Origin of the sequence: Streptomyces sp. NEAU-YJ-81, assembly GCF_017592595.1 — a bacterium.
GTDB lineage: Bacteria > Actinomycetota > Actinomycetes > Streptomycetales > Streptomycetaceae > Streptomyces > Streptomyces hygroscopicus_B.
The window spans coordinates 1-16,020 of the sequence record NZ_JAGFNO010000029.1 but is presented as its reverse complement, the minus strand read 5'-3'; the positions used below and the strand labels follow the sequence as shown (position 1 = coordinate 16,020).

Annotated in this window: 16 protein-coding genes; 10 read left to right on the top strand and 6 right to left on the bottom strand. The window is 70.7% G+C overall.

Annotated elements, in window-relative coordinates:
* Positions 1 to 6: 6 nt before the first annotated feature.
* The 8 genes from lysA (at position 7) to J5X86_RS39575 (ending at position 8,270) form a co-directional block, all read left to right on the top strand.
* Entirely contained in the window at positions 7 to 1,362 is a 1,356-nt protein-coding gene (lysA, locus tag J5X86_RS39610) for a diaminopimelate decarboxylase (protein WP_208521487.1), read from the top strand.
* A 525-nt stretch (positions 1,363 to 1,887) separates the two neighbouring features.
* Entirely contained in the window at positions 1,888 to 2,034 is a 147-nt protein-coding gene (locus J5X86_RS39605) for a hypothetical protein (protein WP_208521486.1), read from the top strand.
* A complete protein-coding gene (gene kdpF / locus J5X86_RS39600) occupies positions 2,031 to 2,120 on the top strand; it encodes a K(+)-transporting ATPase subunit F (RefSeq protein ID WP_078640107.1) in 90 nt (29 codons plus the stop codon). Before J5X86_RS39605 ends, kdpF begins: the two co-directional genes overlap by 4 nt.
* Positions 2,120 to 3,784 (top strand): potassium-transporting ATPase subunit KdpA, encoded by a 1,665-nt coding sequence (kdpA, locus tag J5X86_RS39595; protein WP_208521485.1) that lies wholly within the window; start codon positions 2,120 to 2,122, stop codon positions 3,782 to 3,784. Before kdpF ends, kdpA begins: the two co-directional genes overlap by 1 nt.
* Positions 3,784 to 5,853 carry a potassium-transporting ATPase subunit KdpB gene (gene kdpB / locus J5X86_RS39590; protein WP_208521484.1) on the top strand — a complete coding sequence of 690 codons (2,070 nt, stop codon included), beginning with the start codon at positions 3,784 to 3,786 and terminating at the stop codon, positions 5,851 to 5,853. The genes kdpA and kdpB overlap by 1 nt, the downstream gene beginning before the upstream one ends.
* A 39-nt stretch (positions 5,854 to 5,892) precedes the next feature.
* Positions 5,893 to 6,522, top strand: a complete 630-nt coding sequence (gene kdpC, locus J5X86_RS39585) for a potassium-transporting ATPase subunit KdpC (protein WP_208521483.1) — start codon at positions 5,893 to 5,895, stop codon at positions 6,520 to 6,522.
* Between the two features lie 163 nt (positions 6,523 to 6,685).
* Positions 6,686 to 7,285, top strand: a complete 600-nt coding sequence (locus tag J5X86_RS39580; RefSeq protein WP_208521482.1) for a TetR/AcrR family transcriptional regulator — start codon at positions 6,686 to 6,688, stop codon at positions 7,283 to 7,285.
* Between the two features lie 220 nt (positions 7,286 to 7,505).
* Positions 7,506 to 8,270, top strand: coding sequence for an SDR family NAD(P)-dependent oxidoreductase (locus tag J5X86_RS39575; RefSeq protein WP_208521481.1), 765 nt, complete (start codon positions 7,506 to 7,508; stop codon positions 8,268 to 8,270).
* 87 nt (positions 8,271 to 8,357) lie between these two features.
* Here J5X86_RS39575 and J5X86_RS39570 read toward each other — a convergent pair whose 3' ends face one another.
* Positions 8,358 to 8,969: a TetR/AcrR family transcriptional regulator gene (locus J5X86_RS39570; RefSeq protein ID WP_208521480.1), complete on the bottom strand. Its 612-nt coding sequence runs from the start codon at positions 8,967 to 8,969 to the stop codon at positions 8,358 to 8,360.
* A gap of 138 nt (positions 8,970 to 9,107) precedes the next feature.
* Between J5X86_RS39570 and J5X86_RS39565 the strand changes: the two genes are divergently transcribed.
* Both J5X86_RS39565 and J5X86_RS39560 read left to right on the top strand, forming a co-directional pair.
* Positions 9,108 to 10,325, top strand: coding sequence for an MFS transporter (locus tag J5X86_RS39565; RefSeq protein ID WP_208521479.1), 1,218 nt, complete (start codon positions 9,108 to 9,110; stop codon positions 10,323 to 10,325).
* A 62-nt stretch (positions 10,326 to 10,387) separates the two neighbouring features.
* Positions 10,388 to 11,329, top strand: a complete 942-nt coding sequence (locus tag J5X86_RS39560; RefSeq protein WP_208521478.1) for an alpha/beta fold hydrolase — start codon at positions 10,388 to 10,390, stop codon at positions 11,327 to 11,329.
* An 80-nt stretch (positions 11,330 to 11,409) separates the two neighbouring features.
* Here the strand turns inward: J5X86_RS39560 and J5X86_RS39555 are convergent, their stop codons facing one another.
* From J5X86_RS39555 to gnd, 5 genes are all read right to left on the bottom strand, one after another.
* Positions 11,410 to 12,183, bottom strand: coding sequence for an SDR family oxidoreductase (locus J5X86_RS39555; RefSeq protein ID WP_308124855.1), 774 nt, complete (start codon positions 12,181 to 12,183; stop codon positions 11,410 to 11,412).
* Between the two features lie 120 nt (positions 12,184 to 12,303).
* Positions 12,304 to 12,942 carry an alcohol dehydrogenase catalytic domain-containing protein gene (locus tag J5X86_RS39550; RefSeq protein ID WP_208521476.1) on the bottom strand — a complete coding sequence of 213 codons (639 nt, stop codon included), beginning with the start codon at positions 12,940 to 12,942 and terminating at the stop codon, positions 12,304 to 12,306.
* Positions 12,943 to 13,127: 185 nt separating this feature from the next.
* A complete protein-coding gene (locus tag J5X86_RS39545) occupies positions 13,128 to 13,688 on the bottom strand; it encodes a DNA-3-methyladenine glycosylase I (RefSeq protein WP_208521475.1) in 561 nt (186 codons plus the stop codon).
* Entirely contained in the window at positions 13,685 to 15,139 is a 1,455-nt protein-coding gene (gene zwf / locus J5X86_RS39540; RefSeq protein ID WP_208521474.1) for a glucose-6-phosphate dehydrogenase, read from the bottom strand. The genes J5X86_RS39545 and zwf overlap by 4 nt, the downstream gene beginning before the upstream one ends.
* A partial coding sequence (gnd, locus tag J5X86_RS39535) for a phosphogluconate dehydrogenase (NAD(+)-dependent, decarboxylating) (protein WP_208521473.1) occupies positions 15,136 to 16,020 on the bottom strand: 885 nt, incomplete at its 5' end. The genes gnd and zwf, both read right to left, overlap by 4 nt.

Sequence of the window (16,020 nt, the reverse complement as noted above, 5' to 3'; positions counted from 1 at the left end):
GACGCCATGGTCACGCCACTGATCACCAGCACCGGGCCCCGCCCGCCCCACACCCCGCCCCTCGACGGCGCGCTGTCCGTCTGGCCCGCCTCGACCACCCCGCTCGCCCACGGGGACCTGGCCGTCGGCGGAGTGTCGCTCGCCGAGGTCGCGGACCGCTTCGGCACCCCCGTGTACCTCCTCGACGAGGGCGAGGTCCGGGCCCGCTGCCGCGCCTACCACGACGCCTTCCCGGAGGCCGCCGTCCTCTACGCCGCCAAGGCGTTCCTGTGCCGCGCCATGGCGCACTGGGTGGAGGAGGAGGGCATGGGCCTGGACGTGTGCTCGGCCGGCGAGCTGGAGCTCGCGGTCACCACCGGTTTCCCGCCCGAGCACATCGTGCTGCACGGAAACGCCAAGAGCCCGCAGGACCTCCAGGCCGCGCTGCGCCTCGGCGTCGGGCGCATCGTCATCGACAGCCCCTCGGAGATCGCCCGGCTGGCCGTCGCGGTGCCCGAGGGCAGCCGCCAGAAGGTGATGGTCCGGGTCGCCCCGGGCATCGCCGCGGGCGGCCACGCCAAGATCCGTACCGGCACCGACGACCAGAAGTTCGGCCTGTCGCTGGCCGATGGCTCGGCACACCACGCCATCGCCCGCATCCTCGACCAGCCACATCTGGAACTGGTCGGCCTCCACTGCCATCTGGGCTCCCAGATCACCTCCGCCAAGCCCTATCTGGCGGCCGTACGGCGCATGGTCGGCCTGCTGGCCCGGGTCCGGGACCAGCACGGGATCACCCTCCCCGAGCTGGATCTGGGCGGCGGATACGGCATCGCCTACCGCCCCGGCGAGCCCGCCCTGGACATCGCCGCGCTCGGGCCCCGGGTGCGCGCCGAACTGGCCGACAGTTGCGCGGCGGCCGGGCTGCCCGTGCCCCGGCTGATCATCGAACCGGGCCGCGCCGTCGTGGGGCCGGCCGGGATCGCGCTGTACCGGGTCCTGGCCGTCAAGCGCACCGGGCACCGTACCTTCGTCGCGGTGGACGGCGGGATGAGCGACAACCCCCGCCCGGCGCTGTACGGAGTGCGCTACGCGCCCCGGCTCGTGGGCCGCGCCACCACGGCGCCGCTCGCCACCGCCACCGTGGCCGGACGTCACTGCGAGGCCGGGGACGTGCTGGCGGGCGAGGCGGAGCTGCCCGGCGACATCCGCCCCGGCGACCTGCTCGCGGTGCCGGTGGCGGGCGCGTACCACCTGTCCATGGCCTCCGGCTACAACCTGGTCGGCCGCCCGCCGGTGGTCGCCGTGGCCGACGGCAGGGCGCGGCTGCTGGTACGGCGCGAGTCGCTGGACGACATCCGCAGCCGCGACGTCGGGCTGTAGCGGCGTCGGTCGGTAACGACGGGGGCGGTGACCGCGTGGAGCGGCCACCGCACCAAGGGCCCCGCGGGGGCGGCGTGCACGCCGCCCCCGCGGGGCCTTGGCATGCGGCGGAGAGAGCGGGGAGGGCGAAAGGCGGTGCCCCCACGGGAACCGACGCGCACTCAGGTAACGGTGCCGTGCACCGTGTACGCGCCGGCCCGCGGTGTCAGCGGCGACGGTGCTGGTCATCGCGCTGATACCCACACACCGCTGAGCGGCCGTTCCGCGGCTCTCTCCGCCGCGAGACTCAACCTCGCACGGCGCGGATGGGCGATCCATGGGCCTTGTCGCCACCCTGACGCCATGCCCTCGGGGATTGACGCGGCCCTGATGGACCCGTGTGGCCGACGTCAGGAGAACGTCAGGACCGCGGCGCCCGATGACCGGGATCCGATACCGCCAGTTCACTCCATCGGCCCGATTTGCGACAAAACACCGCCGACGTCGTCGGGCGGGACATCGGGGTCGCGCTAACAAGGGTCGTCGGTGGCCGAGGTGGTACGCGGTCACGGCGGCCCTTACGACCCGACCCGCCGGGGAGTTGTCCGCATGTCAGATGTGGTGTTCATCGTCCTGACCATCGCCGTGTTCGCCGTCATCGGCGCGGTCGCGAAGGGGGTCGGCCGGCTGTGAGCGCCGACAACCTCGTGGGACTGATCGTGGCCGCCGCCCTGCTCGGCTATCTGGTGCTGGCCCTGATCTTCCCGGAGAGGTTCTAGTGAGCGGCACCCTCGCGGGCTGGCTCCAGGTGCTGGCGCTGGTGGTGGCGCTGGCCCTCTCCTACCGGCCGCTGGGCGACTACATCGCCCGCGTCCTCACCACGCCCCGGCACCCGCGCGCCGAGCGGCTGGTCCACCGGCTGGCGGGGGTGGACGGGGACGCCGATCAGCGCTGGAGCACCTATCTGCGCGGGGTACTCGCGTTCTCCGCGGTGTCGGTGCTCTTCCTGTACGGATTCCTGCGGCTGCAGAACCATCTGCTGCTGTCGCTCGGCAGGCAGCCGATGCCTCCGGCGCGGTCCTTCAACACGGCAGCGTCCTTCGTCACCAACACCAACTGGCAGTCGTACTCCGGCGAGGCGGCCCTGGGGCATCTGGTGCAGATGGCCGGGCTCGCGGTGCAGAACTTCGTCTCGGCGGCGGTGGGCATCGCCGTCGTCGCCGCCCTGATCCGCGGCTTCACCCGCAGGGAGACCGACCGGGTGGGCAACTTCTGGGTGGACCTGACCCGGATCGTGCTGCGGGTCCTCCTCCCCCTCGCGTTCGTCTTCGCGATCGTGCTGGCGGCGGGCGGTGTGATCCAGAACTTCCACGGCGTCGACTCGATCCCGGCCATCGCCGGGGGCCACCAGAGCGTCACCGGAGGCCCGGTGGCCTCCCAGGAGGTCATCAAGGAGCTGGGCACCAACGGCGGCGGCTTCTACAACGCCAACTCCGCCCACCCTTTCGAGAACCCCAACGCCTTCACCAACTGGCTGGAGATCTATCTCCTGCTGGTGATCTCCTCCGCGCTGCCGCGCACCTTCGGCCGGATGGCCGGGGACAACCGCCAGGGCTACGCGATCGTGGCGGTCATGGCGCTGATCTGGGCCGCCTCGGTCGCCATCGTCACCGTCACCGAGCTGCACAGCGTCAGCAGCCAGGCGGGCCACGCCGCGGGCGGCATGACGGAGGGCAAGGAGCAGCGATTCGGCATCTGGGCCTCGGCCCTCTTCGCCGCCTCCACCACCCTCACCTCCACCGGTGCGGTCGACTCCGCGCACGACTCGTACGCGCCGTTCGGCGGCGGGATGACGATCTTCAACATGATGCTGGGCGAAATCGCGCCCGGCGGCACCGGATCCGGCCTCTACGGCATCCTCATCCTGGCGGTCATCGCGGTCTTCGTGGCCGGGCTCATGGTGGGACGTACGCCCGAGTATCTGGGCAAGAAGCTGCGCGGGCGGGAGATGAAGTTCGCCTCCCTGTACATCCTGACCACTCCCGCGGTCGTGCTGGTCGGCGCGGGCCTGGCGATGGCGCTGCCCGGTGAGCGCGCGGGGATGCTCAACCCCGGGCCGCACGGCTTCTCCGAGGTGCTGTACGCCCTCACCTCGGCCGCCAACAACAACGGCTCCGCCTTCGCCGGGCTCGGCGTCGACACCGCCTGGTACAACACCGTTCTCGGCCTCGTCATGCTCTTCGGCCGTTTCCTGCCGATGGTGTTCGTCCTGGCGCTGGCCGGGTCGCTCGCCGGGCAGGCCCCGGTGCCGGTCACGGCCGGGACACTGCCCACCCACCGGCCGCAGTTCGTCGGTCTGCTGACCGCCGTGGTCCTCATCGTCGTCGGCCTCACCTACTTCCCCGCTCTCTCGCTGGGACCGCTCGCGGAAGGGCTCCAGTAGTGTCCTCACCGTCCCGCCCCGTCTCCGGCGGTCTGCTCGACCCGAAACAGCTCATCGCCTCCCTGCCCGACGCCGCCAGGAAGCTGGACCCGCGGGGCATGGTCAGAAACCCGGTGATGTTCGTGGTGGAGGTCGGCGCGCTTCTCACCACCGCGCTGGCCTGCCGGAGCCCCAGCGTCTTCGCCTGGGTCATCACCGTCTGGCTCTGGCTGACCGTCCTCTTCGCCACGCTGTCGGAAGCCGTCGCCGAGGGGCGGGGCAAGGCCCAGGCGGAGACGCTGCGGCGGACGAAGACCGCCACGGTCGCCCGCCGGCTCGTGGACTGGCGGCCGGGGGCGACGGATGCGGCGGAGGAGGAGGTACCGGCCGCGGAACTGCGGCTGGGCGACCATGTGCTGGTCGAGGCGGGGCAGCTCATCCCCGGGGATGGGGATGTGGTCGAGGGCGTCGCCTCGGTCGACGAGTCGGCGATCACCGGCGAGTCGGCGCCGGTCATCCGCGAGTCCGGCGGCGACCGTTCGGCGGTCACCGGCGGTACGAAGGTGCTGTCGGACCGGATCGTCGTGAAGATCACCTCCAGGCCCGGGGAGACCTTCATCGACCGGATGATCGCGCTGGTGGAGGGCGCGGCGCGGCAGAAGACGCCGAACGAGATCGCGCTGAACATCCTGCTCGCCTCGCTCACCATCATCTTCCTGCTCGCCGTGGTCACCCTGCAGCCGTTCGCGATCTACGCCCGGGCCGAGCAGTCCATCGTGGTCCTGGTCGCGCTGGTGGTCGCGCTCATCCCCACCACCATCGGCGCACTGCTGTCCGCGATCGGCATCGCCGGTATGGACCGCCTCGTCCAGCGCAATGTCCTCGCCCTATCCGGCCGCGCCGTGGAGGCCGCCGGGGACGTCAACACCCTGCTGCTGGACAAGACCGGCACCGTCACCTTCGGCAACCGCCAGGCCGCCGAGTTCCTGCCGGTGGGCGGGACGGCGGTCGAAGAGCTCGCGGACGCCGCGCAGTTGTCGTCGCTGGCCGATGAGACGCCGGAGGGCCGTTCGGTCGTGGTCCTGGCGAAGGAGACGTCCGGGCTGCGGGCGCGGGACGAGGGTGAGCTGGGCGAGGCCCGGTTCGTGCCCTTCACCGCGCAGACCCGGATGAGCGGGGTGGACATCGGCGGCCGTCAGGTGCGCAAGGGCGCCGCCTCGGCCGTCGCCGGCTGGGTGGCCGGCCACGGTGGCCGGTCCGGCGCCGATGTCCAGGCGGTCGTGGACCGGATCTCGCAGGAGGGCGGCACCCCGCTGGTGGTCGCCGAACGCGCCGACGACGCGGCCGCCCGGGTGCTCGGCGTCATCCACCTCAAGGACGTGGTCAAGCACGGGATGCGGGAGCGGTTCGATGAGCTGCGGCGGATGGGCATCCGCACGATCATGATCACCGGCGACAATCCGCTGACCGCGCGGGCCATCGCCGAGGAGGCCGGGGTGGACGACTTCCTGGCGGAGGCCACGCCCGAGGACAAGATGGCGCTCATCCGGCGGGAGCAGGCGGGCGGCAAGCTGGTGGCGATGACCGGCGACGGCACCAACGACGCCCCGGCGCTGGCCCAGGCGGACGTCGGGGTGGCGATGAACACCGGTACGTCGGCCGCCAAGGAGGCCGGCAACATGGTCGACCTCGACTCCGACCCCACCAAACTCATCGAGATCGTGGAAATCGGCAAGCAACTGCTCATCACGCGCGGTGCGTTGACCACCTTCTCCATCGCCAACGACGTGGCGAAGTACTTCGCCATCATCCCCGCGATGTTCACCGTGGTCTATCCGGGCCTGGAGAAGCTCAACGTCATGCGGCTGCACAGCCCGACCTCGGCCATCGCCTCCGCGATCATCTTCAACGCGCTGATCATCGTCGCGCTGATCCCGCTCGCCCTGCGCGGTGTCCGCTACCGGCCCTCCTCGGCGGCGGACCTGCTCAGCCGCAACATCGGGGTCTACGGCCTCGGCGGGCTCGTGCTGCCCTTCCTCGGCATCAAACTCATCGACCTGGTCGTCCAGTTCATCCCCGGACTCCGCTGACCGACGCCCCGCCAGGACGCCCCGGAAGAAGGCATCGCCGTGACCCGCTCGCTTCCCACCGTGGTCCGTACCCACCTGTCCGCCCTGCGGATCCTGCTCGTGCTCACCGTCGTCACCGGCGTCCTCTACCCGCTCGCCGTCACCGGAGTGGCCCAGGGCGCCTTCCCGCACGAGGCCAACGGCTCACGGATCACCCGGCACGGCACGGTCATGGGCTCCAGCCTGATCGGCCAGAACTTCGCCCTCCCCAAGGCCCACCCGGGAAATCCCGGCGAGGCGCTCAGACCCGATCCCGCGTGGTTCCAGCCCCGCCCGTCCGCCGGCGGCTACGACCCCCTGGCCACCGGCGCCTCCAACCTCGGCCCCAACAACCCGGTCCTGGTCCGGTCGGTCGAGGCGCGGCGTGCCGCGGTCGCGAGGTTCGACGGTGTCGCCCCCAGGGACGTCCCGGCGGACGCGGTCACCGCCTCCGGCTCCGGCCTCGATCCGCATATCTCCCCGGCGTACGCCTATGAGCAGGTGAACCGGGTCGCCAAGACCCGCGGCCTGCGGCCTGCGACCGTGCACGCGCTGGTCACCGCCCATGTCGAGGACCGCGTCCTCGGCTTCCTGGGCGAGCGGCGGGTGAACGTCGTCCAGCTCAATGCCGCACTGGCCGACCACCGATAAGGCGCCCGGCGCGCACGGCTACCACCGGGCCGAAAGCCGTTCGCGCTGGCCCTCGGTCGGGACGTCGCCGGGCTGGCAAGCGGCTGCCGAGGGATCGCCGCGGCCCTGACCCGGAACCTCGCTCAGTAGACTGGACCAGCCAGTCCAGTCGAGAGGGGACGTCATGCGCAAGGAGCTGACGGCAAAGGGGAAGGCCACCCGGAACCGGATCATCGAGGGCGCGGCCGCGGTGCTGCGCGAGAAGGACGTGTCGATCGCCACGCTCGATGACGTCATGGCGCGCACCCACACCAGCAAGAGCCAGCTTTTCCACTACTTCCCCGCCGGGAAGGACGAGCTGCTCCTGGCCGTCGCACACCACGAGGCCGACCAGGTCCTGGAGGACCAGCAGCCGTACCTCGGATGTCTGGACTCCTGGGAGGCGTGGCAGCGGTGGCGCGATGTGGTGGTCGAGCGCTACGAGGAGCAGGGTGAGGAGTGTCCGCTGGGCTCGCTGGTCCTCCATCTGGGCCGCTCCACCCCGGGCGCCCGGGATGTGGTGGTGGCGCTGATGCGCCAGTGGCAGGGGAGCCTGGCCACCGGTATCCGGGCCCTGCAGACGGCCGGACACCTGCCCGCCGATCTGGACGTCGAGCACCGCGCGGCCGCCCTGCTGGCGGGCATCCAGGGTGGCGTGGCGATTCTCCAGTCGACCGGCCGAGCCGAGCATCTGCGCGCCGCGCTCGATCAGGGCATCGGGGATCTGCGACGCGCCGCCGCCTGATCGGGGTGGCGGCGGACGGGCAGGTCGACCCGGCGGCGACGGGCAATCCGCGGCGCGGCGCGGCGGCGGCGAATGGACTTGCAGTCCATTTTTTTCTTCGCACAGTGGCATGGCCCCCGGGCGGATCCGGGCGGTGCCCGCGCGCCCGACCTGATCGAAATCGAGGTCGCGTCCCGCGGGACATCGATGGCGCGGATAACGAGCGTGGCAGGAGCGCGTGATGAGTGGACGGCTGCAGGACAAGAGGGCTCTGGTAACCGGTGCGACCAGCAACATCGGACGGGCGATCGCGGAGATGTTCGCCGCCGAGGGTGCGCACGTGATCGTGTCCGGGCGCAGCGCCGAGCGGGGCGCCGAGGTCGTCGGCGCCATTCGCGCGCGGGGCGGCCGGGCCGACTTCGTACAGGCGGATCTGGACGGAAGCGCCGAGTCGTCCCGCGCCCTGGCCGAGGCGGCGACGTCCGCTCTGGGCGGGGGCATCGACATCCTGGTCAACAACGCCGGCGTCTACCCCGGCGACAGCACCGTGGACACCGATGAGACGGCCTTCGACCGGGTCTACGCCGTGAACGTGAAGGCACCGTTCTTCCTGACCGCCACGGTCGCTCCGGCCATGGCCGAGGCCGGTGGCGGGGCGATCATCAATCTGGGGTCCTGGATCGCCCGGCTGGGCATCCCCCTCGGCGCGCTCTACAGCTCCACCAAGGGCGCGGTGGAGACCCTGACGCGCGCCTGGGCCGCCGAATTCGGCCCGCGCGGCGTGCGGGTGAACGCGATCTCTCCCGGAGTGGTCCACACGCCCGTACCCGGCGAGGTGCACCCGGGCGACGTCATGATGAACGGCACTCCGGCCGGGGGCGTCGGAAGTCCGCAGGCCATCGCACACGCCGCGGTCTACCTCGCCGGTGACGAGGCCGCGTTCGTCCACGGCATCGTGCTGGACGTCGACGGTGGTCGCACCACGGCGGCCGTCATCGCGGCGTAGCAGCCGAGCGGTCGCGGCACGGCGTACGCGTACGCGCAGTGCCCGACCCTGATCCGACGGGTGGACCCAGGCCCACGGGGCGCCGCGCTAACCTCGCGCGGCGCCCTCGCTCGTTGTCCGGGCGAGGGTGTCCGCCACCGTTGTGCACGCGAGCCGGACCACGGAGCGCAGTTGCGCGTCCGACGTACCGGCGCGGCTCAGCACGGCCAGCGACTGGTTGACGGCGACGACGTACGTGGCGAGTTCGTCCAGCACACGAGGGTCGGCCGAGGAGTCCGCCAGCGCCTCGCGCACCCGCCGGTGCTGCAGGTCCAGCAGACCGCGCACCTTGGCGCCGTTCTCCTCCTTGAGCGTCAGCGACTGCGTGGCGGACTGCGCGATGAGGCACCCGGTGGGGACGGCCGGGTCGGCGATGCGGGCCAGGATGACGTCGAAGAACGCCTCCACCGCGCGCACCGGATCACCGGGATATGCGGCGAGTGCCTGCTCGTACCGGGCGCCGTAGATCGACACATAGCGGTCCAGGCACTGGCGGAACAGCGTGTCCTTGTTGCCGAAGGTGCCGTAGAGGGAGCCGCGCCCAAGGCCGGTGGCGGAGGCGAGGGCATCGAGCGAGGCGTCCGCGTACCCGCGCTGCCAGAACACGCGCATGGCCTGGTCCAGGGCCATCCCGACATCGAACTGCTTCCGGCCCGACATGCGGCCCACCTCCTTCTTCGCGACTCCACTGTGATCCTACCTACATCTTGGATCGATTGGTCAATCTATGTTTGATCGATCGATCCAAGATGGTTAGCGTGGTGGCCGGTGGTTATCGCACTCGAAAGGAGCCGCACGATGATCGACGACATCGCACCAGACGTCCGCACACCGGCCGCGCCGCCCGGCATCGGGGGCCGGGCGCGCGGCGGGTTCTGGCTCGTAGCCGTGGTGTACACCCTGGTGATGCTGGGTGGGACGCTGCCCATTCCGCTGTATGTGTTCTGGGCGCCCCAGATGGGCTTCGGACCGTTCACCACGACGCTGGTCTTCGCCGTCTACGCGTTGGGGACCGTGCTCGCCCTCATGGTGTTCGCCTCGCTGTCCGACGCCGTGGGCCGCCGTCCCCTCCTGATCGCCGCCCTGGTCGCCGCGGCCGCGAGCACCTCGCTGTTCCTCGTCGCCGATGACGTGGGGACCCTGCTGGCCGCGCGGTTCCTGTGCGGCCTCGGCACCGGCATCTTCACCGCCACGGGGACCGCGGCGCTGGGCGAGCTCGCCGGGGAGGAGCACGCCCCGCGGGCGTCCGTCGTCTCCACGGCGGCGAACATGGGCGGGCTGGGGCTGGGCGCCGTCGCCGCCGGCCTGTTCGCCCAGTACGGCACGGACCCCACGCACCTGGTGTTCTGGGTCTACCTCGCGAGCCTGGTACCGGCGTTTCTCGCCCTCGTCGTCACCCCGGAGACCGTCGCCGCCCGGCGCCGCCCCACGGTGTCCGTGCGCCGCCCGACCGTCCCCGACCAGCGGGCGGCGCGTGCCGAATTCCTGCGAGCCGCCACGGCCGTCCTCGCCGCGTTCGCGGTCAGCGGGCTGTTCTCGTCGCTGGTGCCGTCCTTCCTCCGTGAACGGTTGCACGTCCACAACCTCGCGGCCGTCGGCGCGGAGGTCGGGCTGCTGTTCCTCATCGCCCTGATCGCGCAAGTGGCCGCCCCGGCACGGTGGGTCTCCGGGCGCTGGGCGGCGCCGGTGTTCCTCATAGCGGGTGTCGCGGTGTTCGAGACCGGGCTGTGGACACAGTCACTGGTGACGTTCGTCGTCGGCACGCTCCTGGCGGGTACCGGCATCGGCCTGGCATTCCGCCGTGGCATCGCCGTCACCCAGCGGCTGGCCGACCCGCGGCGCAGGGCGGATCTGCTCGCGACGTACTTCCTGTCCGCCTACACCGGCACCATCGTGCCCACGCTGGCCCTAGGCCTCCTCGACCAGGCCATCAACCAGAACGTGGCGACCCTGATCCTCGCCATCGCCGTCGTTGCGACGACCCTCGGCGGCGCGCTGAGCCGCCCCGCCACGTGAGCGACGGCCATCCTGCACACCATCCCTCCCACCCCGTTTCCACCCCGTGAAAGGACATCACCATGAGTTCGTCCCCCACCTCCCTGCCCACGCCCGAGGGCCCCGGTTCCGCCGCGCGGGCGCCGGGTCTCCCGGACGGGTTCACCGACACCTTCACCAGCCACTACGTCGACACCGGACGCGTGCGTCTGCACGCCGTCACCGGCGGTGAAGGGCCCGCGCTGCTGCTGCTGTGCGGCTGGCCCCAGACGTGGTACGCCTGGCGCCACCTGATGCCGGCGCTGGCCCGGGACTTCCATGTCGTCGCGGTCGATCCGCGCGGTGTCGGGCTGTCCGGCAAACCCCTGGACGGGTACGACACCGGCACGCTCGCGACCGACCTGGTGGCACTGATGGAAGCGCTCGGGCATCGGCGGTTCGCCATGGTCGGTCACGACATCGGGATGTGGACCGGCTATGCCCTGGCCGCCGATCACCCGGACCGGCTCGACCGGCTGGCCGTCGCCGAGGCCGTCATCCCGGGGCTGTCCCCCTCACCGCCGCTCATCGGCAGCGCGGAGGCCAACGACCACCTCTGGCACTTCGCCTTCAACCGTCTCCCCGACCTCAACGAGCAGTTGGTCAGCGGACGGGAACACCTCTACTTCGGCCACCAATTCGCCACGAAGGCCGCGAAAGCGCTGCCTGACCACGCCGTGCGGCACTACGTCGACACCCTCGCCGCCGACCCGGAAGCCCTGCGCTCCAGCTTCGCGTTCTACCGTGCGCTGGACACGACCATCGCCCAGAACCAGCAGCGCAGGACCCGGCGGCTGACCCTCCCCGTCCTGACCCTCGCGGGCGCGGAGAACCTGGGCGAAGCGGTCGGCAACACGATGCGGCTCGCCGCGGACGACGTGGAGAGTCATGTCCTGCCCGGCTGTGGCCACTACCCCGCCGAGGAGGTCCCGGAGGCGATGCTGGCCGCGCTGACCGCGTTCCTGGCCCCGTACCGGGACAGGTGACCGACGGCAGACACCCTCACGGCACGGGCGGATTTCCTTCCGCTATCGCTCTCGTCGGGCCGGCCGCCGAGAACCGCTGCTCAGAACATGCGGGGCTGGCCCGAGGAGGCGCGGAGTCCGCCGTCGACCGGGATCTGGACGCCGTTGACGAACCGGGCATCGGCACTGGCCAGGAAGGCGATGACGTCGGCGACTTCCTCGGGCTCGGCCGCGCGCTGCATGGGGATGCGTTGACGGAACGCGGCCATGGCGGTCTCGCTCTCGACTACGGGCGTGGCCATCTCGGTGGCGGTGAGGCTCGGGTGCACCGCGTTGACCCTGACCCCTTCGGCGCCGTGGTCGAGCGCCATGGCGTGGGTCAGGTTGACCACCGCGCCCTTCGCCGCGTTGTAGGCGGCCAGACCCCAGTCCCCACCGAGACCGGAGACCGAGCCGACGTTCACGACGTTGCCGCCGACGGCGCGCAGATGCGGCAGTGCGGCCCTCGACATGTAGAAGGTGCCGTCGGCGACGACGCTCATGACCTGCCGCCAGTCGGCCGTGCCGATGTCCCCCACGGTGCCGACCGCGGCCACGGCCGCGTTGTTGACCAGCACGTCCAGGCGGCCGTACTCCCCCGCCACGCCATCGATGAGGGCGGTGACCGCCGATTCGTCGGAGACGTCCGCGACCCGTGCGACGACCGTCGAACCGGCGGGCGCGGCGGCGACCGTCTTCCGCAACTTCTCCTCGGTGCGTCCGACCACGATCACGGTGGCGCCATCGCGCGCGAAACGGTGCGCCGCGGCGGCGCCGATGCCGGATCCGGCGCCGGTGATGAGCACAACCTTGCCCGCGAAACGGTCCTCGCTCACGGCTTCTCCTCTTAAGTGGTGTGATCCAACTCTGTGGACCTTACGGCAGTTGGTCCTCAGGCGGTCCTGGCCGGACGATCCGGACGGCATCACCGGGATGTGGCCGGGGCGAGGTTCTGCTTATGGGAGTACCGCGTCGAGCCGCTTGGCTTCGGAGATCCGCTCGGAGAGGTACGGTTCCTCCAACTCGGCTCGCTCCACGCCGAGTTCCTCCAGCAGGGCGAAGCGCTCACGGTTGCGCGAGGTGCCGATGACGCGGGCACCGGCGTTCACCGCGAGGTTGACGGCAGCCTGGCCGAAGGCCGAGGTCGCTCCCCGGATGACCAGGCTCTGCCCCGGGGTGATCTCCAGATTGCGGAACAGGCATGTCCAGGCGGTCGCGTAGGTCTCCGGGATGACGGCCGGCTCGGCCCACGGCAGATCGGATTCGATAAGTGCCACATTCGACGCCGACGCCCGGGTGTATTCCGCGTAGCTGCCGTTGACGGTGCGTCCGAGGCCGCCCATCAACGCGGCGACCTTCGCCCCGACGGGGAACTCACCGCCGGGGCACGAGGCCACCAGGCCGACGCACTCGATCCCGCTGACCTTGGCGGCCTCGGCCCACTCGCCCCTGCGCATATGCATCTCGGCGTGGTTGAGACCGAACGCCTTGATGTCGATGACGACATGACCGGCCTGGGGCTCAGGATCCGGTAGTTCCGTGTAGACGAGGCTGTCCGGTCCACCGAACTTCTCGATCACGATGGCACGCACCATGTGGCTCCGGGTGTCGGCGAGACCCCTTTTTCAGCCTGGCCCCGCGGATGGCCGCTCACGATCGGGCGAAACCCGGCGCGGTGGCGCCCCTTATGGGGCCCATAAGGGCAGGCTGTGGCCGGTCGTGGATCAAGCGTTCCCGCCGTGGTGCGAGAGCGATGTGTGCGGTGCGCGGGCGGACGGCTCTAGCGTGATTTCGCGGGGCAGCCGTCGACATGGTCGTCGACCACCCCCACCGCCTGCAGATAGGCGTAGACGATCGTGGTGCCGACGAAGGTGAAACCGCGGCGCTTGAGGTCCTTGGCGATACGGTCGGACAGATCGGTACTGCTCGGCAGCGGATCGCCGGGCGCCGGGTTATTCACGATGGGGGTGCCCTTCACCCAGTCCCACAGGTAGGTGTCGAAAGAGCCGAAGGCTTCCCGGATGTCGAGGAAGGCGCGGGCGTTTTTCACCGTCGAGGCGATCTTCAGTCGGTTGCGGATGATTCCGTCGTTCGCGAGCAGGTCGTCCAGCCGTGACTGGTCGTAGGAGGCGATGATCTCGGGCGCGAACCCGTCGAGGGCGCGGCGGTAGTTCTCACGCTTGTTCAGCACGGTCGACCAGGACAGCCCCGCCTGGGCCCCTTCCAGGAGCAGCATTTCGAACAAGTGCTGATCGTCGTGCGCGGGACGGCCCCACTCCGTGTCGTGGTAGGCCGCCATCGCGTCAGAGCTCAGCGCCCACGCGCAGCGGCGGTCGGTCATGTGCCGGTTCCGGGGAACATCTGGACGGCTTCCGGCAGATGCCACGGGTGTGGTGCGATCAGGTCGCTGATGGCCGGTTCGGGGCCCCATGAGCCGGGGGCGTACGGCTGGACCGGCGGTGGGTTCTCGAGGAGGGGCGTGGACGCCCTCCAGATGTGTTCTATGCCGTCGGACCGGGTGAACAGCGACTGGTCGCCCAGCATGGCGTCCAGAATCAGGCGTTCGTAGCCTTCGAGTCCGTTCTCCTCGCAGAAGGAGCCGGCGTAGCCGAAGGTCATCGTCGCCGGTTCGAGCCGCATGGCGGGGCCGGGCTCCTTGGCGAGGAAGGCGGCGGCGATCCACCCGGGGTCCCCGAAGTCGATCACGATCTTGTTGCCGCGGTCCTGCCGCTGATCGGCGAGGTCGGCGGCGAACATCCGCAGGGGCGGCTCGCGCAGTCCGAGGGTGATCACCTGGCGGCGCTGGGCGAGGCTCTTGCCGGAGCGCAGGTGGAACGGGACTCCGGCCCACCGCCCGTTGTCCACCTCCATCCGCAGCGCGGTGAACGTCTCGGTCGACGAATCGGGGGCCACACCCGGTTCGGCGCGGTAGCCCTCGTACTGGCCGCGCACGGCATGCGCGGGTTCGATGGGGCGCAACGCCTCGAAGACCTTGTCCTTCTCGTCGCGCAACGGCTCGGCGGCGAGCGAGACCGGTGGGTCCATCGCCACGATGCCGAGCACCTGGATCAGATGCGTGACGATCATGTCGCGGAAGGCCCCGGTGCCTTCGTAGAAGTGGGCACGGCCTTCGAGGCCGAGCGTCTCGGGCACGTCGACCTGCACATAGCTGATGTGGTCCCGGTTCCAGATGGGTTCGAACATCCCGTTGGCGAATCGGAGGGCGAGGATGTTGTCCACCGACTCCTTGCCGAGAAAGTGATCGATGCGGAAGACCCGGGTTTCGTCGAACACGGTGTGGATCGTCTCGTTGAGCGCTTGTGCCGACGCGAGATCGGTGCCGAAGGGCTTCTCCACGATCACCTTCGCGTTCTCCGCCAGGCCCGTGTCGCCGAGCATGCCGATGATGGACGCGAACGCCGAGGGTGGAATGGCCAGGTGGAACAGTCTGCGTGACGGCCCGCCGAGGGAGTCCTCGGCGGCTCGTACCGCGGCGAGCAGCGGGCCCGGGTCCTGAGGGTCGGCGGCGCCGAAGGACAGCGACTCCTCGAAGGACTTCCACACCGGCCCGGTCGGCTTGGACCGTCCGAAGGTGGCGACCGCGTCGTGCGCGAGGGTGCGGAACGCGTCGTCGCTCATGGCCGAGCGAGCCGGTGTCGAGCCCACGATGCGGTAGCCGTCGGGGAGCAGGCCCGCCGTGGCGAGGTGGAACAGCCCGGGCAGGAGTTTGCGCTTGGCGAGGTCCCCCGTCGCGCCGAAGAGCACGATCACATGGTCGTCCGGCCCGCTCATCGCCCACTCCGCTTCTCGGCGTGTCCGCCGAACTCACTGCGCATGGCGGACAGCACCCGGTCGGCGAACTCGCCGAGACCCCGGGACTGGAACCGGTCGGTGAGCGCCGTGGTGATCACGGCGGCGGGTACGCCCTCGTCGATCGCGGCCAGTACCGTCCACCGCCCTTCACCGGAGTCCGAGACGCGCCCGGTGAACTCGTCCAGCTTCGGTGAGCGGGCCAGTGCGTCCGCGGTGAGGTCGACGAGCCAGGAGCCCACGACCGAGCCGCGGCGCCACACCTCGGCGACCTCGCCGACGTCGATCTCGTACTGGTACGCCTCCGGCTCGCGCAGCGGGGTGGTCTCCGCGTCTGCGGAGCGCTTGCGAAGCCCGGCGTCCGCGTGCTCGATGATGCTGAGCCCCTCGGCGATCGCGGCCATCATTCCGTACTCGACCCCGTTGTGGACCATCTTCACGAAGTGGCCTGCCCCGCTCGGACCGCAGTGCAGATAGCCCTCCGGCGCCGACCCGTTGGCGTGCCTGCTCGGTGTGGGCTCGGCGGAGCCGGTGCCGGGCGCGATGGTGCGGAAGATGGGGTCGAGCCGGGAGACGGGCTCCTGCTCGCCGCCGATCATGAGGCAGTAGCCGCGCTCAAGTCCCCAGACACCGCCCGATGTTCCGCAGTCCAGATAATGCAGGCGGTGCGGAGCGAGCTGTGCCGCGCGGGTGATGTCGTCGCGGTAGTAGGAGTTGCCACCGTCGATGACCGCGTCGTCCGGGTCGAGGAGGTCGGTGAGCTGATCGAGGGTGGACTGTACGACGGCGGCGGGCAGCATCAGCCAGACGGCACGTGGCCGCTCCAGCTTCGCCACCAGGTCGCCGAGCGAGTGGGCGGCGAC